The organism is Streptomyces venezuelae (genome assembly GCF_008642335.1).
GTDB lineage: Bacteria > Actinomycetota > Actinomycetes > Streptomycetales > Streptomycetaceae > Streptomyces > Streptomyces venezuelae_F.
The window spans coordinates 4549342-4569418 of record NZ_CP029191.1 but is presented as its reverse complement, the minus strand read 5'-3'; the positions used below and the strand labels follow the sequence as shown (position 1 = coordinate 4569418).

Below are 20077 nucleotides of genomic sequence, written 5' to 3'. Positions count from 1 at the left end.
TCAGGGGGTCGCAACCAAGAGGTCGACCGCGTAGCGCTCCTCGACCACGGCATCCGGGAAGACCTTCAGGAGCTCCGCGCGCTCCTGCGCGAGGAAGGCCGCCGTGCGCCGGTGGTCGAGGACGAGGAACGCGGAGTGCGTGGCGAGGTTGGCGAGGTGGGCGTCGAGGGGGACGCGGCGGCTCCAGTGGAGGCGGTCGCGGCGGAAGTCGAGGGTGGTCGCCGGCTCGCCGACGCGGCTCGATGCGGGGTCGGCCGCGCGGTGGGCCTGGTCGTCCGTGCCGAGGAAGCGGGCGATGCGGGAGGTCTGCTCGCCGAGCCAGGGGGTCTCGGGGTCCAGGTGGTCCGGGAAGTTCCACCACAGGGCGAGGGCGCCGCCGGGGCGCAGGACGCGGAGGGCTTCGGGGACGGACCGTTCCTGTTCGGTCCAGTGCCAAGCCTGGGCGTAGGTGATGAGGTCGGCCGAGCTGTCGGCCAGGGGCAGGGCGTTGCCGTTGCCGCGTACGAGGGGGATGTGCGGGAGCGTGCTGCGGAACTGGTCCGCCATGCCGTCCCCCGGCTCGACCGCGACGACGTTCGCGCCGCGCTCGGCGAGCAGTGCGGTGGCGATTCCGGTGCCGGCGCCGACGTCCACGACGCGGGCGCCGACGAGGGAGCGGCCCGCCAGGCGTTCGAGGGCGTCGAAGAGGGCGGCGGGATAGGAGGGCCGGTAGGCCGCGTACTGGGCGGCGGCCGCGTTGAAGGAGTGGGCGCGGTGGTCGCGGTGGGCGCGGTGGCCACGGGAAGGGGTGGCAGTCATGGGGGGATCGTGACGCGCGGGGGGTGGGGCCGCCAGGGGCGCTTGGGCCGTGCGGGAGCCACTGGGCCCGGGCGGGGGCCCGGGCGGGGCGAAGGCCCAGGCAGAGGGGCCCGGGTGGGGCGGAAGCCGTGCCGGTTCTGCTTGGGCGGCCTTAGCCCCTCCCAGGTCCCACCAAGCCAAGCGGTGGCCGGTTCGTCAGGTTTGGGTTAGTGGTTGCGGTTTTTGCGGGACGGGTTGCCTGTGCGGCGGGATGTGCGCTTTTTGTATTGGGTGCGTGCCGTTTCGTATTCCTGGCGGTGCAGTTTTTCGCCCGGTGCCTCGGAGAGGGAGCGGAAGAAGTACGCGAGGAGCGTGCCGACGAAGCCGATCGTCATCAGGCCGCGGGTCGAGGACTGGGACGCCGGGTCGTGGCGGCGGGTGAAGCCTTCCCACGTGCGGCGGAAGGCGAGGGCGCTGCAGATCGCGAACATGATGACCACGAGGAGGTTCACGAACGTGCCGACCGCCGCGATGGCCAGGCCCTCGTAGGCGAAGCGCAGCACGAAGCAGCCCGCTGCCGCCGCCACGAGCGAGCCGACGGCCACGCCGACGCGGCGGGCGCCGTAGCCGCCGTCGTGGGCCACCCAGGTCGTCCCGAAGAAGCGGAGGGGTTCCGGTTGCGGGCCCGGAGCCGTGCCCGGAGTGGTGGCCGTGCCGGGAGTGGTGGCTGCGCCTGAGGAGGGCTGGGGAGCGGGGTCTTCGGTCACCCTTTGATTATTGCCTGACGCGCCCCGAGGGCCCCGCATGTGTGCAGGCACGCCCTATTCGTCCCCCGCCTTGCCAGGGCGCACGGCCCGGCCGCTAGTTTGGGCAGCGAAACGTTGCATCGGTGAACGCGGGGGAGGTCGGTCAGCATGTCGCTCCGTGGAGGGGATCCGGAGGAAATCGGCGGATACCCGCTCGAAGCACGTCTCGGTTCGGGCGGCATGGGAACCGTGTTCCTGGGCCGTTCGGCCTCCGGACGGCCTGTCGCGATCAAGCTGATCCACCAGCAGTTCGCCGACGACGACGAGTTCCGGATCCGCTTCCGGCAGGAGGTCGCCGCGGCCCGCCGGGTCAGCGGCGCCTTCACCGCCGCCGTCATCGACGCCGACCCCGAGGCGCAGCACCCGTGGATGGCGACCACGTTCATCGAGGGCCCCACCCTCGCCCAGCGCATCGCCGAGCACGGCCCGTTCGACGGTGCCGAGCTGCGCAGGCTGGCCATCGGGCTCACCGAGGCGCTGCGCGACATCCACCGCGCCGGTGTCGTGCACCGGGACCTCAAGCCGTCCAACGTGGTCCTCTCCCCCGAGGGCCCCCGCGTCATCGACTTCGGCATCTCGCGCGCCGCCGACCAGCAGACGCTGACGATGACGGGCCGCGTCATCGGCACGCCCCCGTTCATGTCGCCCGAGCAGCTGCAGACGCCGCGCGGCGTCGGGCCGCGCTCCGACGTCTTCTCGCTGGCCACGCTGCTGGTGTACGCGGCGACGGGGCAGGGGCCCTTCGACGCGGACAGCCCGTACATGACGGCGTATCAAGTCGTGCACGAGCCGCCGTCGCTGGGTGAGGTGCCGGGTGCCCTGCGCCAGGTCGTCGAGCCGTGTCTCGCGAAGGATCCCGCCGACCGGCCCTCCGCGGACGAACTTCTCGTACGGCTGCGGGATCTGCCGTCCGATCTCGGCGGTACGGCGGGGGCGGCCGCCGCGAAGCCGCGCTGTACGCGCGAGACCGACACGCAGCACCATCTGCCCGCGGACGACGACACCCCGGTGGCAGCCTCGGTGCCCGCTCCCGTGCCCGCTCCGGCGCCCGCTGCTGTGCCGACCGCCGCACCTGACGCCGCGCCGGATGCCCAGGAGACCGGGAACACGGCCCTCGGGGGTCGGCTGCGTCGCCGCTGGCGCCCCGCGCTCGCCGCCGCCGTCGCCGTCGCCGCCATCGGTGGCGGGGTCGCGGTGATGGGGGCGAAGGACTCGGGCGGGTCCGGCGGCACAAGGGGCGAAGGGCGGGACATCGCGGCCGCGGGGGCGCGGCTGCCCGGCGGGTTCGAGCCGTGGCGCAAGACCGTGCCGGGTGGCCGCGCCGACATCCCGGACGAGCTGCGCTGCGAGGCACGCGGCGACGCGCTGTTCTGCGGGGGCGGCGGTGTCGTCGCCACCCGGATCAGGCTCTCCGACGGCTCCCGCGTGTGGACGGAGAAGAGCCCCGGCGTGCCCGCGCAGGGCATGCACATGGTGGGCGTCACCGACGACACCGTGCTCGGCTACCGCATCGCCGCCCAGGACGACCCCGCCGGCCCCGCCACCGAAGTGGTCGCCATCGACGCGGACAAGGGCAGGGAGCTGTGGTCGGTGCCGTCCGGCGCCCAGTCGACGGCCGTGACGAACCGTACGCGGGACGCCGTCGTCGTCGGCTCGACCGTCGTGACGATCGACGCGTCCAACAGCCGCTTCGAGGCGCGCCGGGCGCACAGCGGCAAGGTCGCCTGGAAGCAGCCGTTCCCCGCGGGCAGGCAGTGCGCCCCGGTCACGGCGGGCACGCGGCTGTACGCGATGTGCGCGCCGCGCGCCGAAGTGGCCGCCACCGATGTGCGCCACCCCGACCTGCGCCCCGTCGACCTCGCGTCGGGCCGGCTCGGCAAGCCCGTCGCCGTCCGGGGGCCCGCCGTGCCGGTCGGCACCTCGGGCGACAGCCTCGTACTCCTGCACGAGCGTCGTGACGGGCCCGCGATGGTGGGCTACGACGGGGTGACGCGGGTCGACCGGGACGCGCACGAGGCCACGTACACGCGGCTGCCGAAGACGTACGACGGGACGCCCGGGATGGCGGACGGCACCGTCTTCGTGGCCGGGCAGACCGGGCTCGTCACCGCGCTCGACCCGGCGACCGGCAGGAAGAAGTGGTCCCGGCAGACGGGCGTGGAGGGACTGTCCGGACCGGTGTCCGGGGACGGCGACGGGCTGCTGTACTTCAGCTCGGCGAGCGGCCGCGTCACCGCGCTGACCTCCCGCAAGGGCGAGCAGCGGTGGTCCACGAACCCGCGGGCCGACGGCCTCGCGGGCGAGGTGGGCGCCAGCCCGCGCGTGCGCGTCGAGGGAAGCGTGGTGGTCGTGGCGGCCGCCAAGAACACGGTGTTCGCCTTCGACGCGACGAAGCCGCCGAAGTCCGGCTGAACGCTGACGTCCGGCTGAACGCTGACGTCCGGCCGAACTCCGAGGGCAGGATCAGGCGTCAGCAGCGCGGTGCCACGTACCCGCTGCTTCCCGTGCGCACGTACGTGTCCGAGACGTACCGGCCGCTGCCGATGCGGTCCCAGATGTTCGACGTGCCGGTCGGACCCGTCACCGTCTCGCCCGGTTTCTGGCAGGCGATGGTGACGCGTGAGCCCGCGCTGAGACGGCCGACCTTGCGGTACGACGTGCCAGGCCCTGACCGGACGTTGACGTCCGCGACGATCGGGTAGCTCCTCGCGGCCGCCTCCTCGACAGCCCCCTCCGGCTCGACGGCCTCGACCGTCCCGACCGCTTCCGGCGCCATGACGTTCTCGCTCACAGTGCTCTCCCCCGTACCCCGTACGCACCCCGTACACGAAGGCGCGGGCGCGCCCTCGGTGCGTGTCTCACACCAAGGACGCGCCCGCGCCCCGAAAAGTTTCCGTGGGTCAGCCGAGCTTCGACACGTCCCGGACCGCGCCCTTGTCGGCGCTGGTCGCCATCGCCGCGTACGCGCGCAGGGCGGCGGAGACCTTGCGCTCGCGGGCCTTCGGCGCGTACACGCCGCCGAGCGCCGCGCGGCGTGCGGTCAGCTCCTCCTCGGGGACGAGGAGTTCGATCGAGCGGCCGGGGATGTCGATGCGGATGCGGTCGCCGTCCTCGACGAGCGCGATCGTGCCGCCGGCCGCCGCCTCGGGGGACGCGTGGCCGATGGACAGACCCGACGTACCGCCGGAGAAGCGGCCGTCGGTGACCAGGGCGCAGGTCTTGCCGAGGCCGCGGCCCTTCAGGAAGGAGGTCGGGTAGAGCATCTCCTGCATGCCGGGGCCGCCCTTGGGGCCTTCGTAGCGGATGACGACCACGTCGCCGTCCTTCACGACCTTGTTGAGGATCTTCTCGACGGCCTCTTCCTGCGAGTCGCAGACGACCGCGGGGCCCTCGAAGGTCCAGATCGACTCGTCGACGCCCGCGGTCTTCACGACGCAGCCGTCCACGGCGATGTTGCCCTTGAGGACGCCGAGACCGCCGTCCTTGGAGTAGGCGTGCGCGACGTCGCGGATGCAGCCGCCCGCCGCGTCCGTGTCGAGGGTGTCCCAGCGCTCGGACTGCGAGAAGGCCTCGGCGGACCGCTTGCAGCCGGGCGCCGCGTGCCACAGGTCGACGGCCTCTTCGGACGCGGAGCCGGAGCGGATGTCCCAGGTGTCCAGCCACTCCTTGATGGAGGGCGAGTGGACGGTGTGCACGTCCTCGTTGAGGAGTCCGCCGCGGTACAGCTCGCCGAGGAGCGCGGGGATGCCGCCCGCGCGGTGCACGTCCTCCATGTAGTACGTCGTCGTGGGCGCGGCGTTCGGGGCGACCTTGGCGAGGCAGGGGACGCGGCGGGAGACGGCGTCGATGTCGTTCAGGTCGTAGTCGACCTCGGCCTCGCGGGCGGCGGCGAGCAGGTGCAGGATCGTGTTCGTCGAGCCGCCCATGGCGATGTCCAGGGCCATGGCGTTCTCGAAGGCCGCGTGGGTGGCGATGCTGCGCGGCAGGACGGAGGCGTCGTCGCCGTCGTAGTAGCGCTTCGTGATGTCGACGACCGTCTGGCCCGCCTTCTCGTACAGCGCCTTGCGGGCGGTGTGCGTGGCGAGGACCGAGCCGTTGCCCGGCAGGGAGAGGCCGATGGCCTCGGTCAGGCAGTTCATCGAGTTGGCGGTGAACATGCCGGAACAGGAGCCGCAGGTCGGGCAGGCGTTCTCCTCGATGCGGAGGATGTCCTCGTCCGAGATGCTCTCGTCGACGGCGTCGCTGATCGCGTTGACCAGGTCGAGCTTGCGGACCGTGCCGTCGACCAGGGTGGCCTTGCCGGCCTCCATCGGGCCGCCGGAGACGAAGACCGTCGGGATGTTGAGGCGCAGGGCGGCCATCAGCATGCCGGGGGTGATCTTGTCGCAGTTGGAGATGCAGATCAGGGCGTCGGCGCAGTGGGCCTCGACCATGTACTCCACGGAGTCCGCGATCAGGTCGCGGGACGGCAGCGAGTACAGCATGCCGCCGTGGCCCATCGCGATGCCGTCGTCCACGGCGATGGTGTTGAACTCGCGCGGGATGCCGCCGGCCTCGCGGATCGCCTCGGAGACGATGCGGCCGACCGGCTGCAGGTGCGTGTGGCCGGGGACGAACTCCGTGAAGGAGTTGGCCACGGCGATGATCGGCTTCCGCCCGATGTCGGCCCCGGGTACACCGGAGGCGCGCATAAGGGCGCGGGCGCCCGCCATGTTGCGGCCGTGGGTGACTGTGCGGGACCTGAGCTCGGGCATGGTCGCTCGCTCCTTCAGGGATTTCAGCGATCTACGAGAGATACGCGTTCTGGAGAGATGTGCGTTCTACGGAGAGATATGACTGCTGTCGAGCGTACGCCGCGGCTCCAGGATCTGGACAGGCTGTCCGGATCGCGGGACGGCTGTCTCACCCCTCCGGGGCGTACGGGCCCCGCGCTCACGCCCCCGTCAGATGCCCCTGCACCACCGGCGCCACCCGCGCCACGAGGTGCTCCACATCCGCCGAGGCCAGCGGCTCCACCTGGATCACGTACCGCAGCATCGCGATGCCCACCAGCTGCGCGGCCGCGAGCTCGGCCCGCAGTTCCGCGTCCGGCAGGCCGAGGCGGCCCGCGATGCGCCCGAGGAGCTGGGTGGAGATGAGCCGCCGGAAGATCGCTGCGGCCGTTTCGTTGTCGACCGCCGAGCGCACGATGGCGAGCAGGGGGGCGCGCGTCGCGGGGTTCTCCCAGACGCCGAGGACGAACCGGGTGAGGCGCTCGCCGACGCCGTCGAGCGGGCCCTCGTCGATCGCGGCGGGCGCTTCCAGCGCGGGGGCGAAGTCGACGGTGATGGCCGCCTCGAAAACCTGCTCCTTCGTACCGAAGTAGTGGTGTACGAGGGCCGAGTCCACGCCCGCGGCCTTCGCGATGCCGCGTACGGACGTCTTCTCGTAGCCGCGTTCGGAGAATTCCTCGCGGGCCGCGCGCAGGATCTGGTCGCGCGTCGCGGGGCCGGTCTCCGTCTGCGTACGGGACGGGCGGCCCCGGCGCCGCGGGGCCGCGGCCTCCGACGGCGTGCCGGTGGCGGTCATGAGCGCGGCACCTTCACGGCGGACGCCAGGTGCAGCCGCGTGAAGGCGAGGGCCTCGGCGAGGTCGGCCTCCCGCTCGGCGCTGGACATCGCGCGGCGCGTGTTGACCTCGATGACGACGTGCCCGTCGAAGCCGTTGACCGCGAGGCGCTCCAGGAGCTCGGCGCAGGGCTGCGTACCGCGCCCGGGGACGAGGTGTTCGTCCTTGGCGGAGCCCTTGCCGTCGGCGAGGTGGACGTGGCCGAGCCGGTCGCCCATGCGGTCGACCATGTCCATCGCGTCGGCGCGGGCGGTCGCGGTGTGCGAGAGGTCGACGGTGAAGTGGCGGTAGTCGTCCTTGGTGACGTCCCAGTCGGGTGCGTACGCCAGCATCTCGCGGTCGCGGTAGCGCCAGGGGTACATGTTCTCGACGGCGAACCGTACGTCTGTCTCGTCGGCCATGCGCCAGATCCCGTCGACGAAGTCGCGGGCGTACTGCCGCTGCCAGCGGAACGGCGGGTGGACGACGACCGTCGACGCGTCGAGCTTCTCCGCGGCGGCCTTGGCGCGCTGCAGCTTGACCCACGGGTCGGTGGACCAGACGCGCTGGGTGATGAGCAGGCAGGGCGCGTGGACGGCGAGGATCGGGATCCGGTGGTAGTCGCTGAGTCTGCGCAGGGCCTCGATGTCCTGGCTGACGGGGTCGGTCCACACCATGACCTCGACACCGTCGTAGCCCAGGCGCGCGGCGATCTCGAAGGCCGTCGCCGTCGACTCCGGATAGACCGAGGCGGTCGACAGGGCGACCTTCGCATCCGGGATGCGCACCACTGGTTCTGCCACGAGGGACAGCGTACGGGCCGCGTCCGGGCGCCGGGGAGGTGGCCTCGTACCGCCCTGGTCGGGGCCCGCGCTCACGATGCCGGGAGGTGGTCGAGCTTGCGCAGGATCACGCCCTCGCGCAGCGCCCACGGGCAGATCTCCAGGGTCTCCACGCCGAAGAGGTCCATCGCGCCCTCCGCGACGAGCGCCCCCGCGAGCAGTTGTCCGGCCCGCCCCTCGGAGACGCCGGGCAGCTCGGAGCGCTCCTGCGTGGTCATCGCCGCGAGCTGCGGAACCCAGTCCTCCAGGGATTTGCGCTTCAGTTCGCGTTGTACGTAGAGACCGTCGGCCGAGCGCGCGGCGCCCGCGAGCCGGGCGAGCTGCTTGAACGTCTTCGACGTCGCCACGATGTGGTCGGGGGCGCCGAACCTGCTGAACTCGCCGACCGTCCGGGCGATCTGCGCGCGCACGTGCCGGCGGAGCGCCTTCACGTCGGCCGGGTCCGGCGGGTCCGTCGGGAGCCAGGCGGCGGTGAGGCGGCCCGCGCCGAGGGGCAGGCTGGCCGCCGCGTCGGGCTCCTCGTCCATGCCGTACGCGATCTCCAGGGAGCCGCCGCCGATGTCGAGGACGAGGAGCTTGCCCGCGGACCAGCCGAACCACCGCCGGGCGGCCAGGAACGTCAGCCGGGCCTCCTCCTCGCCGGTCAGGACCCGCAGGTCGACGCCGGTCTCGTCCTTGACCCTGGCGAGCACCGCGTCGGCGTTGCTCGCCTCGCGCACCGCGGACGTGGCGAAGGGCAGGACTTCTTCCACGCCCTTGTCCTCCGCGGCCACCATCGCCTCGCGGACGACGGTCACCAGGCGGTCGACGCCCTCGGGACCGATCGCACCGGCGGGGTCGAGCAGTTGGGCCAGGCGCAGGTCGGCCTTGTGGGAGTGCGCGGGCAGGGGGCGCGCGCCGGGGTGGGCGTCGACCACGAGCAGATGCACCGTGTTCGACCCCACGTCGAGGACACCGAGTCTCATGTACGGAACGCTACGCCGGATGGGGCGATCGGCTGGCCTCGGCCGGTCGGCCGCACGCATACCCTGGAGACGTGCCAAAGACGAAAAAGGCGAAGACCGACAAATCGAAGTCGGGGAAGCCGGAGAAGGTAGCGAAGCCGGAGAAGACGGCGAAGCCGGGGAAGGCGGCGAAGAGGGAGAAGCCGGGGAAGTCCGGGAGGCCGGCGGAGGTGGCGCCGGCCGAACCGGACGAGAAGGGGCTCGACTTCGCCCGTGCCTGGGTGGAGTTCCCTGATCCCGCGGACGACGAGCAGACGTTCCGCTGCGATCTGACATGGCTGACCTCTCGGTGGAACTGCATCTTCGGCAGTGGCTGCCAGGGCATCCAGCCGGGTCGGGCCGCCGACGGCTGCTGCACGCTGGGTGCCCATTTCTCGGACGATGACGACGAGAAACGGGTCGCCGGGTACGTCGAGCGGCTCACGCCCGACATCTGGCAGCACCACGACGTGGGCCGGGAGACCGGCTGGGTCTCCACGGACGAGGACGGGGAGCGCCAGACCCGTCCGTACAAGGGGTCGTGCATCTTCCAGAACCGACCCGGCTTCGAGGGCGGCGCCGGCTGTTCGCTGCACATCCTGGCGCTGCGGGAGGGCCGCGAACCGCTGGAGACGAAGCCGGACGTGTGCTGGCAGCTGCCGGTGCGCCGGACGTACGAGTGGATCGACCGGCCCGACGACACGCGCGTGCTGCAGGTGTCGATCGGTGAGTACGACCGGCGGGGCTGGGGTCCCGGCGGCCACGATCTGCACTGGTGGTGCACGTCGGCGACGTCGGCGCACGGCGCGGGCGACCCGGTGTACGTCTCCTATCGGCCCGAGCTGATCGAGCTGATGGGCAGCGAGGGGTACGACCGGCTCGTCGAGCTGTGCGAGGAGCGCCTCGCCTCCCAGCTGCCGCTGCTCGCACCGCATCCGGCGGATCCGGTGCGTCCGGCGGCTCGCTAGGGCCTGTGGGTCAGGCGGCATGCCAGGCACCGGTTCAGCTCGGGCTCGATCCTCCGCCGCCGTCGCCCTGCGGCGGTGACGTGTCGCCCGAGCCCGGGCCCGGGTCCGACGGGGCGGGCGTCGGGTCCGTCGGGGTCGGTGTGGGGTCCGGGTCGGACGGACCAGGGTCCGAGGGGCCGGGGTCCGAGGGTCCGGGGTCGGAGGGGCCCGGGTTCGAGGGGCCGGGGTCGGACGGGCGGGGGTCCGTGGGCCGCGGGCCCGGTCCGGGGCGGGTCGGCGGGCGCCCGTCCCCGTACCCGTCGATGGCGATGATCGCGCCCGACGGGGCGATCGACACCCGCGCACGCCAGTGCCCGGCCGGTTCGCGGTTGTGGTCGACGTACACCTGGATGGTGACCGACCGGCCCGGCGCGAGCGTCCCCGACGAGCGGCTCAGATAGAGCCACGACGCGCTCTCGGCCGCCGACCAGTGGACCGGTGAACCACCGGACGCCGTCAGCGTGATGAGCGTCGTGTCACCGCTGGGCTGCGCCTCGACGGTCAGACGGCCCGGACCGGTCGACGAGCCCGACCCGCCGCTGATGACCTCCACGGAGACGTCGGGCGAGTGGCTGCCCTTGGTGAAGCGGGGCTCGGGGCCCTTGCGGGCGTTGCCCGCGTTCTCGTACCCGTCCACGCGGTCGCCGCCGAGGCCGCCGACGCCGCCGTCCTCGCTCGCGGTGACCGAACGGCCGTCGTGACCCTCACCGGTGAGCGGCGCTCCCCGGTACGCGGCCCAGAGGGCCAGCACCGGGGCGGCCACCACGGTGGCGACGACGGTCGTCGTGACGGCACGCGCGCGGAGGCGGTCGCGGCGGGCCGCGTGATCCTTGGGGTCCATCGGGAAACCACGCCGGTCGTAGCGGGGGCCGCCGCCACGCGCGCGTGGGACGTGCGCCATCGCCATGTGCAGCGCGGCGCGCGGGGCCTCGATCACGGGGAGCGCGGCCGGGCTGACGGCCGTGCCGGGCCAGGCGGTCGCGCCGGCGCGCTCGGCGGTGCGACGGCAGCGCGGGCAGTCGTCGACGTGCCGGACGAGCTCGCGGCGCAGGGCGGTGCCGAGCAGGAGCTGGTTGTCGCCGGTGAGGCGGGCCACGATGGGGCAGCTGCCGGTCTCCACGACGGCGAGGGCGGCGCGGGTGCGCTCCACCTCGCAGGCGGCTGAGGCGAGCAGGCCGCGGGCCTTGGTGGGCTCCATGCCGAGGACGGCGGCGACCTGGGCGGGGGTGAGCTGGTGGCGGACGGCCAGTTCGAGGGCCTCGCGCTGCTCGGGGGTGGTGCCCGCGGCCTCCGGCCAGGCGAGCTGGGCGAGTTCGCGGCGGTGCTGGCGAGTGGTTTCTTCTGGGGCGGGAGCGGCTTCCGTGTCTGCGGTGGAGGCGGGGGCGGTGGAGGCTGCCGGGGTCTCTGTGGCTCCGGAGCCACTGTCCGAGGTTGGCTTGGCCGCCCCTTGCGCGTGTCTGCCGCCGCCCTCCCGGCTGCGCTTCGCCTCGGCCAGTCGGCGCAGGCAGACCCAGCGGGCGAGGGCGTAGAGCCAGGTCTTCAGCTCGCTCTCCGCCGCGGGGCCGCGGGTGCCGCGGCGCTCGGCGTGGTGGAGCACGTCGCCCAGCGCCGCCGTCGCCGCGTCGTGGTCGCAGAGGACGGACAGGCAGTACGTGAACAGGCCGTCCAGACACGGTTCGTAGCGCGCGGGAGGCATGGTCCGGGGCGCCGGGCGGGGCACCACGCGCTTGCGCGCACCCTTGCGCGCGTCACGGTGCGCCCGGTGTGCGCCGGTCGTGTTCGTGGGAGATTCCGGACTGCTGCTCATCACCCGTGCGAAGTTATGCGGATGATGCAGCTCGCTTCCTCCCCCTTGAGCTCATTTAATCCTTACGGGTGAACAGATCCCTCAAAAGGGGACAGGAAGCCCCGATTCCGTGGCCCTGTCCGAGGACTCGGTGCGTTGTCAGTGGGCTCGGCTACGGTTTCGACCATGGCTGCCCGTACGAAATCCACCAAGGACCGTCCGTCCTACCGCTGCACGGAGTGCGGCTGGCAGACGGCCAAGTGGCTCGGCCGCTGCCCCGAATGCCAGGCGTGGGGGACGGTCGAGGAGTACGGCGCGCCCGCGGTCCGCACGACCGCTCCCGGCCGCGTGACCTCCTCCGCCGTCCCGATCGGCGAGGTCGACGGGCGGCAGGCCACCGCGCGCTCCACCGGCGTGCCCGAGCTGGACCGGGTGCTCGGCGGCGGACTGGTCCCCGGCGCCGTCGTGCTGCTCGCGGGCGAGCCGGGCGTCGGCAAGTCCACGCTGCTCCTGGACGTCGCGGCGAAGGCGGCGAGCGACGCGCACCGCACGCTCTATGTGACCGGTGAGGAGTCAGCGAGCCAGGTGCGGCTGCGTGCCGACCGCATCGGCGCCATCGACGACCATCTGTACCTGGCCGCCGAGACCGATCTCGCCGCCGTCCTCGGGCACTTGGACGCGGTCAAGCCGTCCCTCCTGATCCTCGACTCCGTCCAGACGGTCGCCTCCCCCGAGATCGACGGGGCGCCCGGCGGCATGGCGCAGGTCCGCGAGGTCGCGGGCGCGCTGATCCGCGCGTCCAAGGAGCGGGGCATGTCCACGCTCCTGGTCGGACACGTCACCAAGGACGGCGCCATCGCGGGCCCCCGCCTCCTGGAGCACCTCGTCGACGTGGTCCTGCAGTTCGAGGGCGACCGCCACGCGCGCCTGCGTCTCGTACGAGGCGTCAAGAACCGTTACGGGACGACGGACGAGGTCGGCTGCTTTGAACTGCACGACGAGGGCATCACCGGACTCGCCGACCCCAGCGGCCTCTTCCTCACCCGCCGCGCAGAGCCCGTTCCGGGCACCTGTCTGACCGTCACCCTGGAGGGCCGCCGCCCGCTGGTGGCCGAGGTCCAGGCGCTCACCGTCGACTCGCAGATCCCCTCCCCCCGCCGCACCACGTCCGGCCTGGAGACCTCCCGCGTCTCGATGATGCTGGCCGTCCTGGAACAGCGCGGCCGGATCACCGCGCTCGGCAAGCGCGACATCTACAGCGCGACGGTCGGCGGCGTGAAGCTCTCCGAACCCGCGGCGGACCTCGCCGTCGCCCTCGCCCTGGCCAGCGCCGCGAGTGACACTCCGCTGCCGAAGAACCTCGTGGCGATCGGTGAAGTGGGCCTGGCGGGCGAGGTCAGACGGGTCACCGGTGTCCAGCGCAGACTCGCCGAGGCCCACCGTCTGGGCTTCACCCACGCCCTCGTGCCGGCCGATCCCGGGAAGATCCCCACCGGTATGAAGGTCATCGAAGTCGCCGACATGGGGGACGCCCTCCGTGTCCTTCCGAGGTCGCGTCGCCGAGAGGCCCCACGGGAGGAGGAAGAGCGCCGGTAGACTTTGCCCTGGTCTCGCCCATCCGTACGAAGCAGGGTGCCGGCGAAGGCCTGGAGAACCTGCGACCGAGGGAGTGCAGTGGCAGCCAACGACCGGGCATCGGTTCCCGGCAAGCCGGGTTCGGGCTCCGGTGCCGATGGGCTGATGCGCGCCTCCCTGAGCGCCGTCGCGCCAGGGATGGCACTGCGGGACGGCCTGGAGCGCATCCTCCGCGGCAACACGGGCGGACTGATCGTCCTCGGCTGGGACAAGACGGTCGAGTCGATGTGTACGGGCGGCTTCATCCTGGACGTCGAGTTCACGGCGACGCGGCTGCGTGAGCTGTGCAAGCTCGACGGCGGCATCGTCCTCGACAAGGACATCACGAAGATCCTCCGTGCCGGTGTGCAGCTCGTGCCGGATCCGACGATCCCCACGGAGGAGACGGGCACGCGGCACCGCACGGCGGACCGCGTGAGCAAGCAGGTCGGCTTCCCGGTGGTCTCCGTCTCCCAGTCCATGCGGCTGATCGCGCTGTACGTGGACGGCCAGCGGCGCGTCCTTGAGGACTCGGCGGCGATCCTGTCCCGCGCGAACCAGGCGCTCGCCACCCTTGAGCGGTACAAGCTGCGGCTCGACGAGGTCGCGGGCACGCTGTCGGCGCTGGAGATCGAGGACCTGGTGACGGTCCGGGACGTCACGGCCGTCGCCCAGCGCCTGGAGATGGTGCGCCGCATCGCGACGGAGATCGCGGAGTACGTGGTCGAGCTCGGCACGGACGGGCGTCTCCTCGCCCTCCAGCTGGACGAGTTGATCGCGGGCGTCGAGCCCGAGCGCGAGCTGGTCGTGCGGGACTACGTGCCCGAGCCCACGGCCAAGCGGTCCCGCACGGTCGACGAGGCGCTGGCCGAGCTGGACTCCCTCACGCACGCGGAGCTCCTCGAACTCCCCACGGTGGCGCGGGCCCTGGGTTACACGGGCTCCCCCGAGGCGCTGGACTCCGCGGTCTCCCCGCGCGGCTTCCGCCTCCTGGCGAAGGTCCCCCGGCTCCCCGGCGCGATCATCGACCGCCTGGTCGAGCACTTCGGCGGCCTCCAGAAGCTCCTCGCCGCGAGCGTGGACGACCTCCAGACGGTCGACGGCGTCGGCGAGGCCCGTGCGCGGAGCGTCCGCGAGGGTCTGTCGCGCTTGGCGGAGTCGTCGATCCTGGAGCGGTACGTCTAGGTTCCGGCGAGCGGCACCGCTCTGGTGCCGCTAGTCCTTCTCGAGGACGAAGGAGGCCTGGGCCTTGCCGAGGCCGGGGGCCTTCGCCTCGACCAGGTACGTGCCGGGCGCCGCCGTTCCCGCCGAAGGCGTGGCGCACTGCGGCTCGCTGGCCCGCCGGTCCCACTGCACGGAGTGCGTGACCCGACCCTCCGCCGGCACGCGCAGCAGCAGGCTCCCGTTGCCCTCGGGGCAGTCCGCCGAGGACCAGAACTCGTCGTCGCCCTCGGCCTGAGTGATCGTCAGCACCGTGCCCTTGCCGCCGAGATCGACCTTGCACGCCTTGCCGCCGCTGTTCTCGGCGATCAGCTCGAACTTCGGCTTCTCGTCGACCGCGTACCGGTTCTCGATGCTGCGCACCTTCAACTTGACGTCGCCACCGGTGCAGTTGGGCAGCCGTGTACCGGCCGGGAGCCGGTCGCCCGAGCCTCCGCCGCCCTTCGCGTCGTCACCGGAGCCGCCGCCGGAGCCCTCCGCGCCGCCTGAGCCACCCGAACCGCCGGAACCGCCGGAGCCCGAGCCGCCGCCGGAGCCGCCCGAGCCGGACCCTGAGCCCTCGCTCGACTCGTCCCGTCCGCCCGGGTGTTCACTGATCGCGGGGCCCGAATCGCTCGGGCCCGGGGTGATGGACGTGGCGGGGCCGTTGCCGCCCGGCCCGTCCGCGTTGTTGCCGCCGCCTCCGCCACCCGAGGTGACGATCCAGACGACGAGGAGCACCAGGAGGCCCAGTACGGACAGCAGAACGGCCCTCCGACGCCAGTAGATGGTGGAGGGAAGCGGCCCGACCGGATTGCGCAGAGATCCCACGCCCAAACCTTACGAGAGAACCGCCGCTTCTCCCGCCCCACCCGCCGCCTTGAGCGACAAAGTTTCCGGATCATCATCCCGGGACGCCTCTTCACCCCTGCCCATCGTCAGGTGTGTGATCGGACGATCGCCAGATGTGACGATTGGGCCACACTACGTACCGTCCGTAATCATGGACACCATGACCGACGATCTCTACCGCGATATCACCGAGTTCGCCCACGACACTCCCTCGTGGTTCCAGCACCTCGCCGAGGTGTGGACGGAGCTCGGACTGCTGCTGTTCGGGGTGCTCTTCATCGTCGCCTGGTGGCGGGCCAGGCGCGGGGACCCCCGTGCCCTGGCGGTCGCGGTGCTCGCTCCTCTCGCCACGGCGGTGGCGTACGTGTGCAGCGAACTGGCCAAGTCCGCGATCGACGAGGAGCGCCCGTGCCGGGCGGTGTCCGGCGCGCTGAGGCCACTCGTCGAGTGCCCGCCGCACGGTGACTGGTCCTTCCCCAGCAACCACTCGACGATCGCGGGCGCCGCCGCCATCGGCCTCGCGCTCGCCTGGCCGCGCATCGCGGCGCTGACCGTGCCGATGGCCGTGCTCATGGCCTTCTCGCGGGTCTTCGTCGGCGTCCACTACCCGCACGACGTGGCGGTGGGTCTCGTCTTCGGCGCGCTGATCGTGTTCCTGCTCGTACGGCTCACGACGCGTCCGGTGGCGCGGATCACGCTGGCGATGCGCGGGTCGTCCACGGGGATCGTGACGTGGTTCGCGGGCCCGGGTCCCGGCCGGGGACGCGGTCGCGGCCGTACGCACGTACCGGCTCCCGTGCCCGCCCCGTCGCAGGCGCCGACCGCTCAGCCGCCGGTGTACGACCCCGCCGCGTACGATCCGCCCACCATGACGATCCGCCGGGACGACACGCAGCGGCCTTACTGAACCGAACAGCTCGGTCCCGGGGTCAGTCCGTCTCCGGGACGAGTTCCGCCTCGTACGCGACGATCGCCGCCTGAACGCGGTTCTTGACCCCGAGCCGGTCGAGGACCGCGCTCACGTACGCCTTGACCGTGCCCTCGACGAGGTGCAGGCGCGCGGCGATCTCCGGGTTGGACAGGCCCGCGCCGACCAGGCCGAGCACCTCGCGTTCGCGTGGCGTGAGCGCCCCGACGCGGGCGCGGGCGGTGGCGCCGCGGCCCATGCGCCGGGCGCCGAAGCCGTCGATGACGTGCCGGGCGACCTTCGGGGAGAGGAAGGCGGCGCCGTCCGCCACCGCCCGTACGCCCGCGATGAGTTCGTGCGGGTCGCCGGACTTCAGCAGGAAGCCGGTGGCGCCGCCGGCGAGGGCGCGTGCGATGTAGGCGTCCTCGGAGAACGTCGTCAGCATCGCCACCGCGGTGCCGGGCGCCGTCCGTACGATCTCCTCCCCCGCGGACAGGCCGTCGAGGAGCGGCATGCGGATGTCGAGCAGCGCGACGTCGGGCCGGTGGGCCTGGGCCAGCGCCACGGCCTCGCGCCCGTCACCGGCCTCCGCGACGACCTCGATGTCCCGTCCCGCGGCGAGGATGGCGCGCACGCCGGCCCTGATCATGGCTTCGTCGTCGGCGAGGAGGACGCGGATGGCGGGGGTGGGGCCCTTGTCCATCAGCACCTCGTCCGCTCGCACCTCGTTCATCGCACACGCTCCCTGTTGTGGTGGTTGTGGTGGTCTTGGTCCTGTGCCGTCGGGATGACCACCTTGTCCACGAGGCGGGCCTCCCCGTCGTTGCCCCCGAAACACAGCCTGAAGTGCGCGACGGAGGTGAAGAGTTCGCCGCTCGACCGGTAGTACGCGCAGTCGGCGCCCCGTGGCGGCGGGGTCGGGGCGCGTTCGAGGGGCGGGTCGGCGACGGTCCGGTCGGGGAGCACGCGTTCGACGTCGGCGCGGGGGTCGCCGACGCGGAGGCGCGCGTAGTCGGCGGGGTCGAGGACGGAGTGCGTGCGGGTGTACGCGTACCAGGCGAAGGTGCCTCCGACGAGCAGGGCTCCCGCGGCGACGGCGGCGCCGAAGGCCAGGGCGGTGCGGCGGCGGGCCTCGGTGAGGCGGGGCGCGGCGGGCCGTGGGGCGACGCCCCGGTCGGGGAGGCGGGCGGTGACCCGGAAGCCGTCGCCGTGCGGTCCCGCGGAGAGCGTGCCGTCGAGGTCCGTGACGCGGGTGCGGAGGGCGTGGAGGCCGGAGCCGCCGCCTGCCGGGGACGGGGACGCGTGGGAACCTTCCCCGCCGCTACGTCCGTTGGTGACGGTCACCGTCGTCGCGGGGCCGTCCCGCGTGAGCGTGACGGTGACGTGGGCGCCCGGCGCGTGCTTCGCGGCGTTGGTCAGGGCTTCCTGGACGACGCGGTGGACGGTGCCGTCGATCAACTCCCGGCGCGCCGGGTCACGCTGGGCCTCCGTCTGTGCTCGTGCCTGTGCTTCGGGGTGGTCCCTCTCATCTGCGTACGTGATGCGCAGTCCCGACTCCTTGGCGCGCGCGACCAGTGCGTCGATGCTCTCGCCCGCCGGGGCCAGCGGTGCCTGTTCGTCGCCCTCCTCGCGGAGCAGGCCGATGATGGTGTGCAGCCGGTCGGTGGCCTGCGAGGCGGCCGCGCGGAGGTCGGCGGCGGCCTCGCGGTGCGGGTCGGGCAGGTCGGGGGCGACCTGGAGTGCGCCTGCCCGTACGGCGATCAGGCTCAGTTCGTGTCCCAGGGAGTCGTGCATGTCCTGGGCGATGCGGGCCCGTTCGCGGAGCCGGGCGCGGTCGGCGACGATGCGCTGTTCGCGCTCCAGCTGGTCGGCGCGGGCCCAGCCGGCGGCGGCCAGTTCGCGGCCCTGGCGCCAGTAGCGGCCCGTGAGCCAGGGGAAGACCGCGCCGAAGACGAGGGTCGCCATGAGGACGGCCCACTCGACGGTCGGGTCGACGTCGCGCACGGCGATCTTGACGGTGCCGGCGACGGCGATGCCGCCGAAGCCGATGAGCGCGGTCCTCGCGCGGTCGGCGCGGCGGCCGAGGAGGAGCGCGAGGACGGCGAGGGCGGGGCCGTAGGCGAGGGTGAAGAGGGAGGGGGCGGTGGCGAGGCCCAGGGTGGCGGCGAGGAGGAAGGCGGGGAGGGGGTGGGAGCGGCGGAGGGTGACGGCGGCGGCGAGAACGGTGATCCCGGCGAGCTGTTGCCCCGCGGAGCGGGGTTCGTTGAGCCCCAGTCGGTCCACGCTCACGGCGGGTGCGGCGAGTGCGGCCCACAGCAGCGCGCCTCTGCTGTGTCCTGCGAGATGTCTCCCGGCGCGCGTCCCTGTTCCCTGATCCACCCCGCCGACGCTACTGGCCGCGGATGGGCCCCCGCCTCTGCCGATCGTCAGGTCTCGCCACGGTGGCTTTCGTCGCCGAGTGCGGGTCCTCGGTGGCTGATCGCGCAGTTCCCCGCGCCCCCAAACAGCCCCCCGCACCAGGGCGCGGCAGCCCGCGCTACGAGCTGCGGCGGCCCCGGCGCCGGGGTCTTCAGGGGCGCGGGGAACTGCGCGGCCAGCCACGACGCACCGGTACCGGGGGGACGGAGCGGCCACGGCGTACCGGCAGCCGGGGGGCGAAACCCGCGGCGCGGGCCGCGCGGTTGGCTCGTGTGTCGGTGGGGGCGTGGCAGGATCGGACGTGCCATGACTGCGCCCACGAAGCCCCTGCCGAACAGCCCCGTCCCCGGGGACGCCCCCGAGCCCGCAGGCGAGTCCCTGCACCGTCCCGTCATCGCGTGGTTCGACACGCATGCCCGTGATCTGCCGTGGCGTCGTGAGGACGCCGGGCCGTGGGGCGTGATGGTCAGCGAGTTCATGCTCCAGCAGACGCCCGTCAGCCGCGTCCTGCCCGTGTACGAGCAGTGGCTCGCCCGCTGGCCCCGCCCCGCCGACCTCGCCAAGGAGGCGCCCGGCGAGGCCGTGCGCGCCTGGGGGCGGCTCGGGTATCCGCGTCGCGCCCTGCGCCTGCACGGCGCGGCCGTCGCCATAACGGAACGACACGGCGGCGACGTACCGCGCCAGCACGCCCAGCTGCTCGCGCTGCCCGGCATCGGGGAGTACACCGCGGCGGCCGTGGCCTCGTTCGCGTACGGGCAGCGGCACGCCGTGCTCGACACCAACGTGCGCCGCGTCTTCGCGCGGGCCGTGACCGGCGTGCAGTACCCGCCCAACGCGACCACCGCCGCCGAGCGCAAGCTCGCCCGCGCGCTCCTCCCCGAGGACGAGGAGACCGCGTCCCGCTGGGCGGCCGCCTCCATGGAGCTGGGCGCCCTCGTCTGCACGGCGAAGAACGAGAACTGCGCGCAGTGCCCGATCGCCGCGCAGTGCGCCTGGCGCACGGCGGGGAAGCCCGCGCACGAGGGCCCGGCCCGCCGCGGTCAGACGTACGCGGGAACGGACCGTCAGGTGCGGGGCAAGCTGCTCGCCGTGCTGCGCGAGGCCGTCGCGCCCGTACCGCAGGCCGTGCTCGACCGCGTGTGGGACGAGCCCGTGCAGCGGGCCCGCGCGCTGGACGGGCTCGTCGCGGACGGGCTCGTGGAGCCGCTGCCGGACGGGCTGTACCGGCTGCCTCAGACCTGACCTGACCGGAACCGGTAGGTTTTTACTCGTTCCTCCGGCTTGTCCGCCTTCGACCCC

The 20077-nt window shown here is 73.0% G+C and carries 17 protein-coding genes; 6 read left to right on the top strand and 11 right to left on the bottom strand.

The window, feature by feature from the left end; genetic code table 11:
- Both DEJ49_RS20710 and DEJ49_RS20705 read right to left on the bottom strand, forming a co-directional pair.
- A complete protein-coding gene (locus DEJ49_RS20710) occupies positions 1-798 on the bottom strand; it encodes a class I SAM-dependent methyltransferase (RefSeq protein ID WP_150185502.1) in 798 nt (265 codons plus the stop codon).
- Between the two features lie 206 nt (positions 799-1004).
- Positions 1005-1583 (bottom strand): EamA/RhaT family transporter, encoded by a 579-nt coding sequence (locus tag DEJ49_RS20705; RefSeq protein ID WP_411757242.1) that lies wholly within the window; start codon positions 1581-1583, stop codon positions 1005-1007.
- A 108-nt stretch (positions 1584-1691) separates the two neighbouring features.
- Between DEJ49_RS20705 and DEJ49_RS20700 the strand changes: the two genes are divergently transcribed.
- Positions 1692-3995 (top strand): serine/threonine-protein kinase, encoded by a 2304-nt coding sequence (locus DEJ49_RS20700; protein WP_150185500.1) that lies wholly within the window; start codon positions 1692-1694, stop codon positions 3993-3995.
- Between the two features lie 58 nt (positions 3996-4053).
- Here DEJ49_RS20700 and DEJ49_RS20695 read toward each other — a convergent pair whose 3' ends face one another.
- The 5 genes from DEJ49_RS20695 to DEJ49_RS20675 form a co-directional block, all read right to left on the bottom strand.
- A complete protein-coding gene (locus tag DEJ49_RS20695; protein WP_150188357.1) occupies positions 4054-4359 on the bottom strand; it encodes an SH3 domain-containing protein in 306 nt (101 codons plus the stop codon).
- A gap of 124 nt (positions 4360-4483) precedes the next feature.
- Positions 4484-6337, bottom strand: coding sequence for a dihydroxy-acid dehydratase (ilvD, locus tag DEJ49_RS20690; RefSeq protein ID WP_150185499.1), 1854 nt, complete (start codon positions 6335-6337; stop codon positions 4484-4486).
- A 178-nt stretch (positions 6338-6515) separates the two neighbouring features.
- A complete protein-coding gene (locus tag DEJ49_RS20685; protein WP_150185498.1) occupies positions 6516-7151 on the bottom strand; it encodes a TetR/AcrR family transcriptional regulator in 636 nt (211 codons plus the stop codon).
- A complete protein-coding gene (locus DEJ49_RS20680; RefSeq protein ID WP_150185497.1) occupies positions 7148-7972 on the bottom strand; it encodes a sugar phosphate isomerase/epimerase family protein in 825 nt (274 codons plus the stop codon). The genes DEJ49_RS20685 and DEJ49_RS20680 overlap by 4 nt, the downstream gene beginning before the upstream one ends.
- A gap of 71 nt (positions 7973-8043) precedes the next feature.
- A complete protein-coding gene (locus DEJ49_RS20675) occupies positions 8044-8976 on the bottom strand; it encodes a Ppx/GppA phosphatase family protein (RefSeq protein WP_150185496.1) in 933 nt (310 codons plus the stop codon).
- Between the two features lie 71 nt (positions 8977-9047).
- On the opposite strand from DEJ49_RS20675, the gene DEJ49_RS20670 reads away from it, so the two are divergent.
- Positions 9048-9962, top strand: a complete 915-nt coding sequence (locus DEJ49_RS20670; RefSeq protein WP_150185495.1) for a hypothetical protein — start codon at positions 9048-9050, stop codon at positions 9960-9962.
- A gap of 34 nt (positions 9963-9996) precedes the next feature.
- Here DEJ49_RS20670 and DEJ49_RS20665 read toward each other — a convergent pair whose 3' ends face one another.
- A complete protein-coding gene (locus tag DEJ49_RS20665; RefSeq protein ID WP_223832921.1) occupies positions 9997-11808 on the bottom strand; it encodes a BACON domain-containing protein in 1812 nt (603 codons plus the stop codon).
- A 165-nt stretch (positions 11809-11973) separates the two neighbouring features.
- Between DEJ49_RS20665 and radA the strand changes: the two genes are divergently transcribed.
- Both radA and disA read left to right on the top strand, forming a co-directional pair.
- Positions 11974-13383 carry a DNA repair protein RadA gene (radA, locus tag DEJ49_RS20660; protein WP_150185493.1) on the top strand — a complete coding sequence of 470 codons (1410 nt, stop codon included), beginning with the start codon at positions 11974-11976 and terminating at the stop codon, positions 13381-13383.
- Positions 13384-13461: 78 nt separating this feature from the next.
- On the top strand, positions 13462-14586 hold the full coding sequence (disA, locus tag DEJ49_RS20655) for a DNA integrity scanning diadenylate cyclase DisA (RefSeq protein WP_150170668.1): 1125 nt from the start codon (positions 13462-13464) through the stop codon (positions 14584-14586).
- Positions 14587-14616: 30 nt separating this feature from the next.
- Here the strand turns inward: disA and DEJ49_RS20650 are convergent, their stop codons facing one another.
- The gene (locus DEJ49_RS20650; RefSeq protein ID WP_150185492.1) at positions 14617-15432 is read right to left on the bottom strand and encodes a hypothetical protein; all 816 of its coding nucleotides are present in this window, start codon (positions 15430-15432) and stop codon (positions 14617-14619) included.
- A gap of 172 nt (positions 15433-15604) precedes the next feature.
- On the opposite strand from DEJ49_RS20650, the gene DEJ49_RS20645 reads away from it, so the two are divergent.
- The gene (locus DEJ49_RS20645; protein ID WP_150185491.1) at positions 15605-16360 is read left to right on the top strand and encodes a phosphatase PAP2 family protein; all 756 of its coding nucleotides are present in this window, start codon (positions 15605-15607) and stop codon (positions 16358-16360) included.
- Between the two features lie 22 nt (positions 16361-16382).
- Here DEJ49_RS20645 and DEJ49_RS20640 read toward each other — a convergent pair whose 3' ends face one another.
- Both DEJ49_RS20640 and DEJ49_RS20635 read right to left on the bottom strand, forming a co-directional pair.
- The gene (locus tag DEJ49_RS20640) at positions 16383-17093 is read right to left on the bottom strand and encodes a response regulator transcription factor (protein WP_317850458.1); all 711 of its coding nucleotides are present in this window, start codon (positions 17091-17093) and stop codon (positions 16383-16385) included.
- The gene (locus DEJ49_RS20635; protein WP_150185490.1) at positions 17090-18739 is read right to left on the bottom strand and encodes a sensor histidine kinase; all 1650 of its coding nucleotides are present in this window, start codon (positions 18737-18739) and stop codon (positions 17090-17092) included. The genes DEJ49_RS20640 and DEJ49_RS20635 overlap by 4 nt, the downstream gene beginning before the upstream one ends.
- A 345-nt stretch (positions 18740-19084) precedes the next feature.
- On the opposite strand from DEJ49_RS20635, the gene DEJ49_RS20630 reads away from it, so the two are divergent.
- A complete protein-coding gene (locus tag DEJ49_RS20630; protein ID WP_150185489.1) occupies positions 19085-20020 on the top strand; it encodes an A/G-specific adenine glycosylase in 936 nt (311 codons plus the stop codon).
- Positions 20021-20077 lie beyond the last annotated feature (57 nt).

Excerpts from the sequence above, each read along its gene's own strand:
- DEJ49_RS20710 (WP_150185502.1), bottom strand. The coding sequence starts at position 798 with ATGACTGCCACCCCTTCCCGTGGCCACCGCGCCCACCGCGACCACCGC.
- DEJ49_RS20640 (WP_317850458.1), bottom strand. The coding sequence starts at position 17,093 with ATGAACGAGGTGCGAGCGGACGAGGTGCTGATGGACAAGGGCCCCACC.
- DEJ49_RS20675 (WP_150185496.1), bottom strand. The coding sequence starts at position 8,976 with ATGAGACTCGGTGTCCTCGACGTGGGGTCGAACACGGTGCATCTGCTC.
- radA (WP_150185493.1), top strand. The coding sequence starts at position 11,974 with ATGGCTGCCCGTACGAAATCCACCAAGGACCGTCCGTCCTACCGCTGC.
- DEJ49_RS20665 (WP_223832921.1), bottom strand. The coding sequence starts at position 11,808 with ATGAGCAGCAGTCCGGAATCTCCCACGAACACGACCGGCGCACACCGG.
- DEJ49_RS20685 (WP_150185498.1), bottom strand. The coding sequence starts at position 7,151 with ATGACCGCCACCGGCACGCCGTCGGAGGCCGCGGCCCCGCGGCGCCGG.
- DEJ49_RS20645 (WP_150185491.1), top strand. The coding sequence starts at position 15,605 with ATGGACACCATGACCGACGATCTCTACCGCGATATCACCGAGTTCGCC.
- DEJ49_RS20700 (WP_150185500.1), top strand. The coding sequence starts at position 1,692 with ATGTCGCTCCGTGGAGGGGATCCGGAGGAAATCGGCGGATACCCGCTC.
- DEJ49_RS20695 (WP_150188357.1), bottom strand. The coding sequence starts at position 4,359 with ATGGCGCCGGAAGCGGTCGGGACGGTCGAGGCCGTCGAGCCGGAGGGG.
- DEJ49_RS20630 (WP_150185489.1), top strand. The coding sequence starts at position 19,085 with ATGACTGCGCCCACGAAGCCCCTGCCGAACAGCCCCGTCCCCGGGGAC.
- DEJ49_RS20705 (WP_411757242.1), bottom strand. The coding sequence starts at position 1,583 with ATGCGGGGCCCTCGGGGCGCGTCAGGCAATAATCAAAGGGTGACCGAA.
- ilvD (WP_150185499.1), bottom strand. The coding sequence starts at position 6,337 with ATGCCCGAGCTCAGGTCCCGCACAGTCACCCACGGCCGCAACATGGCG.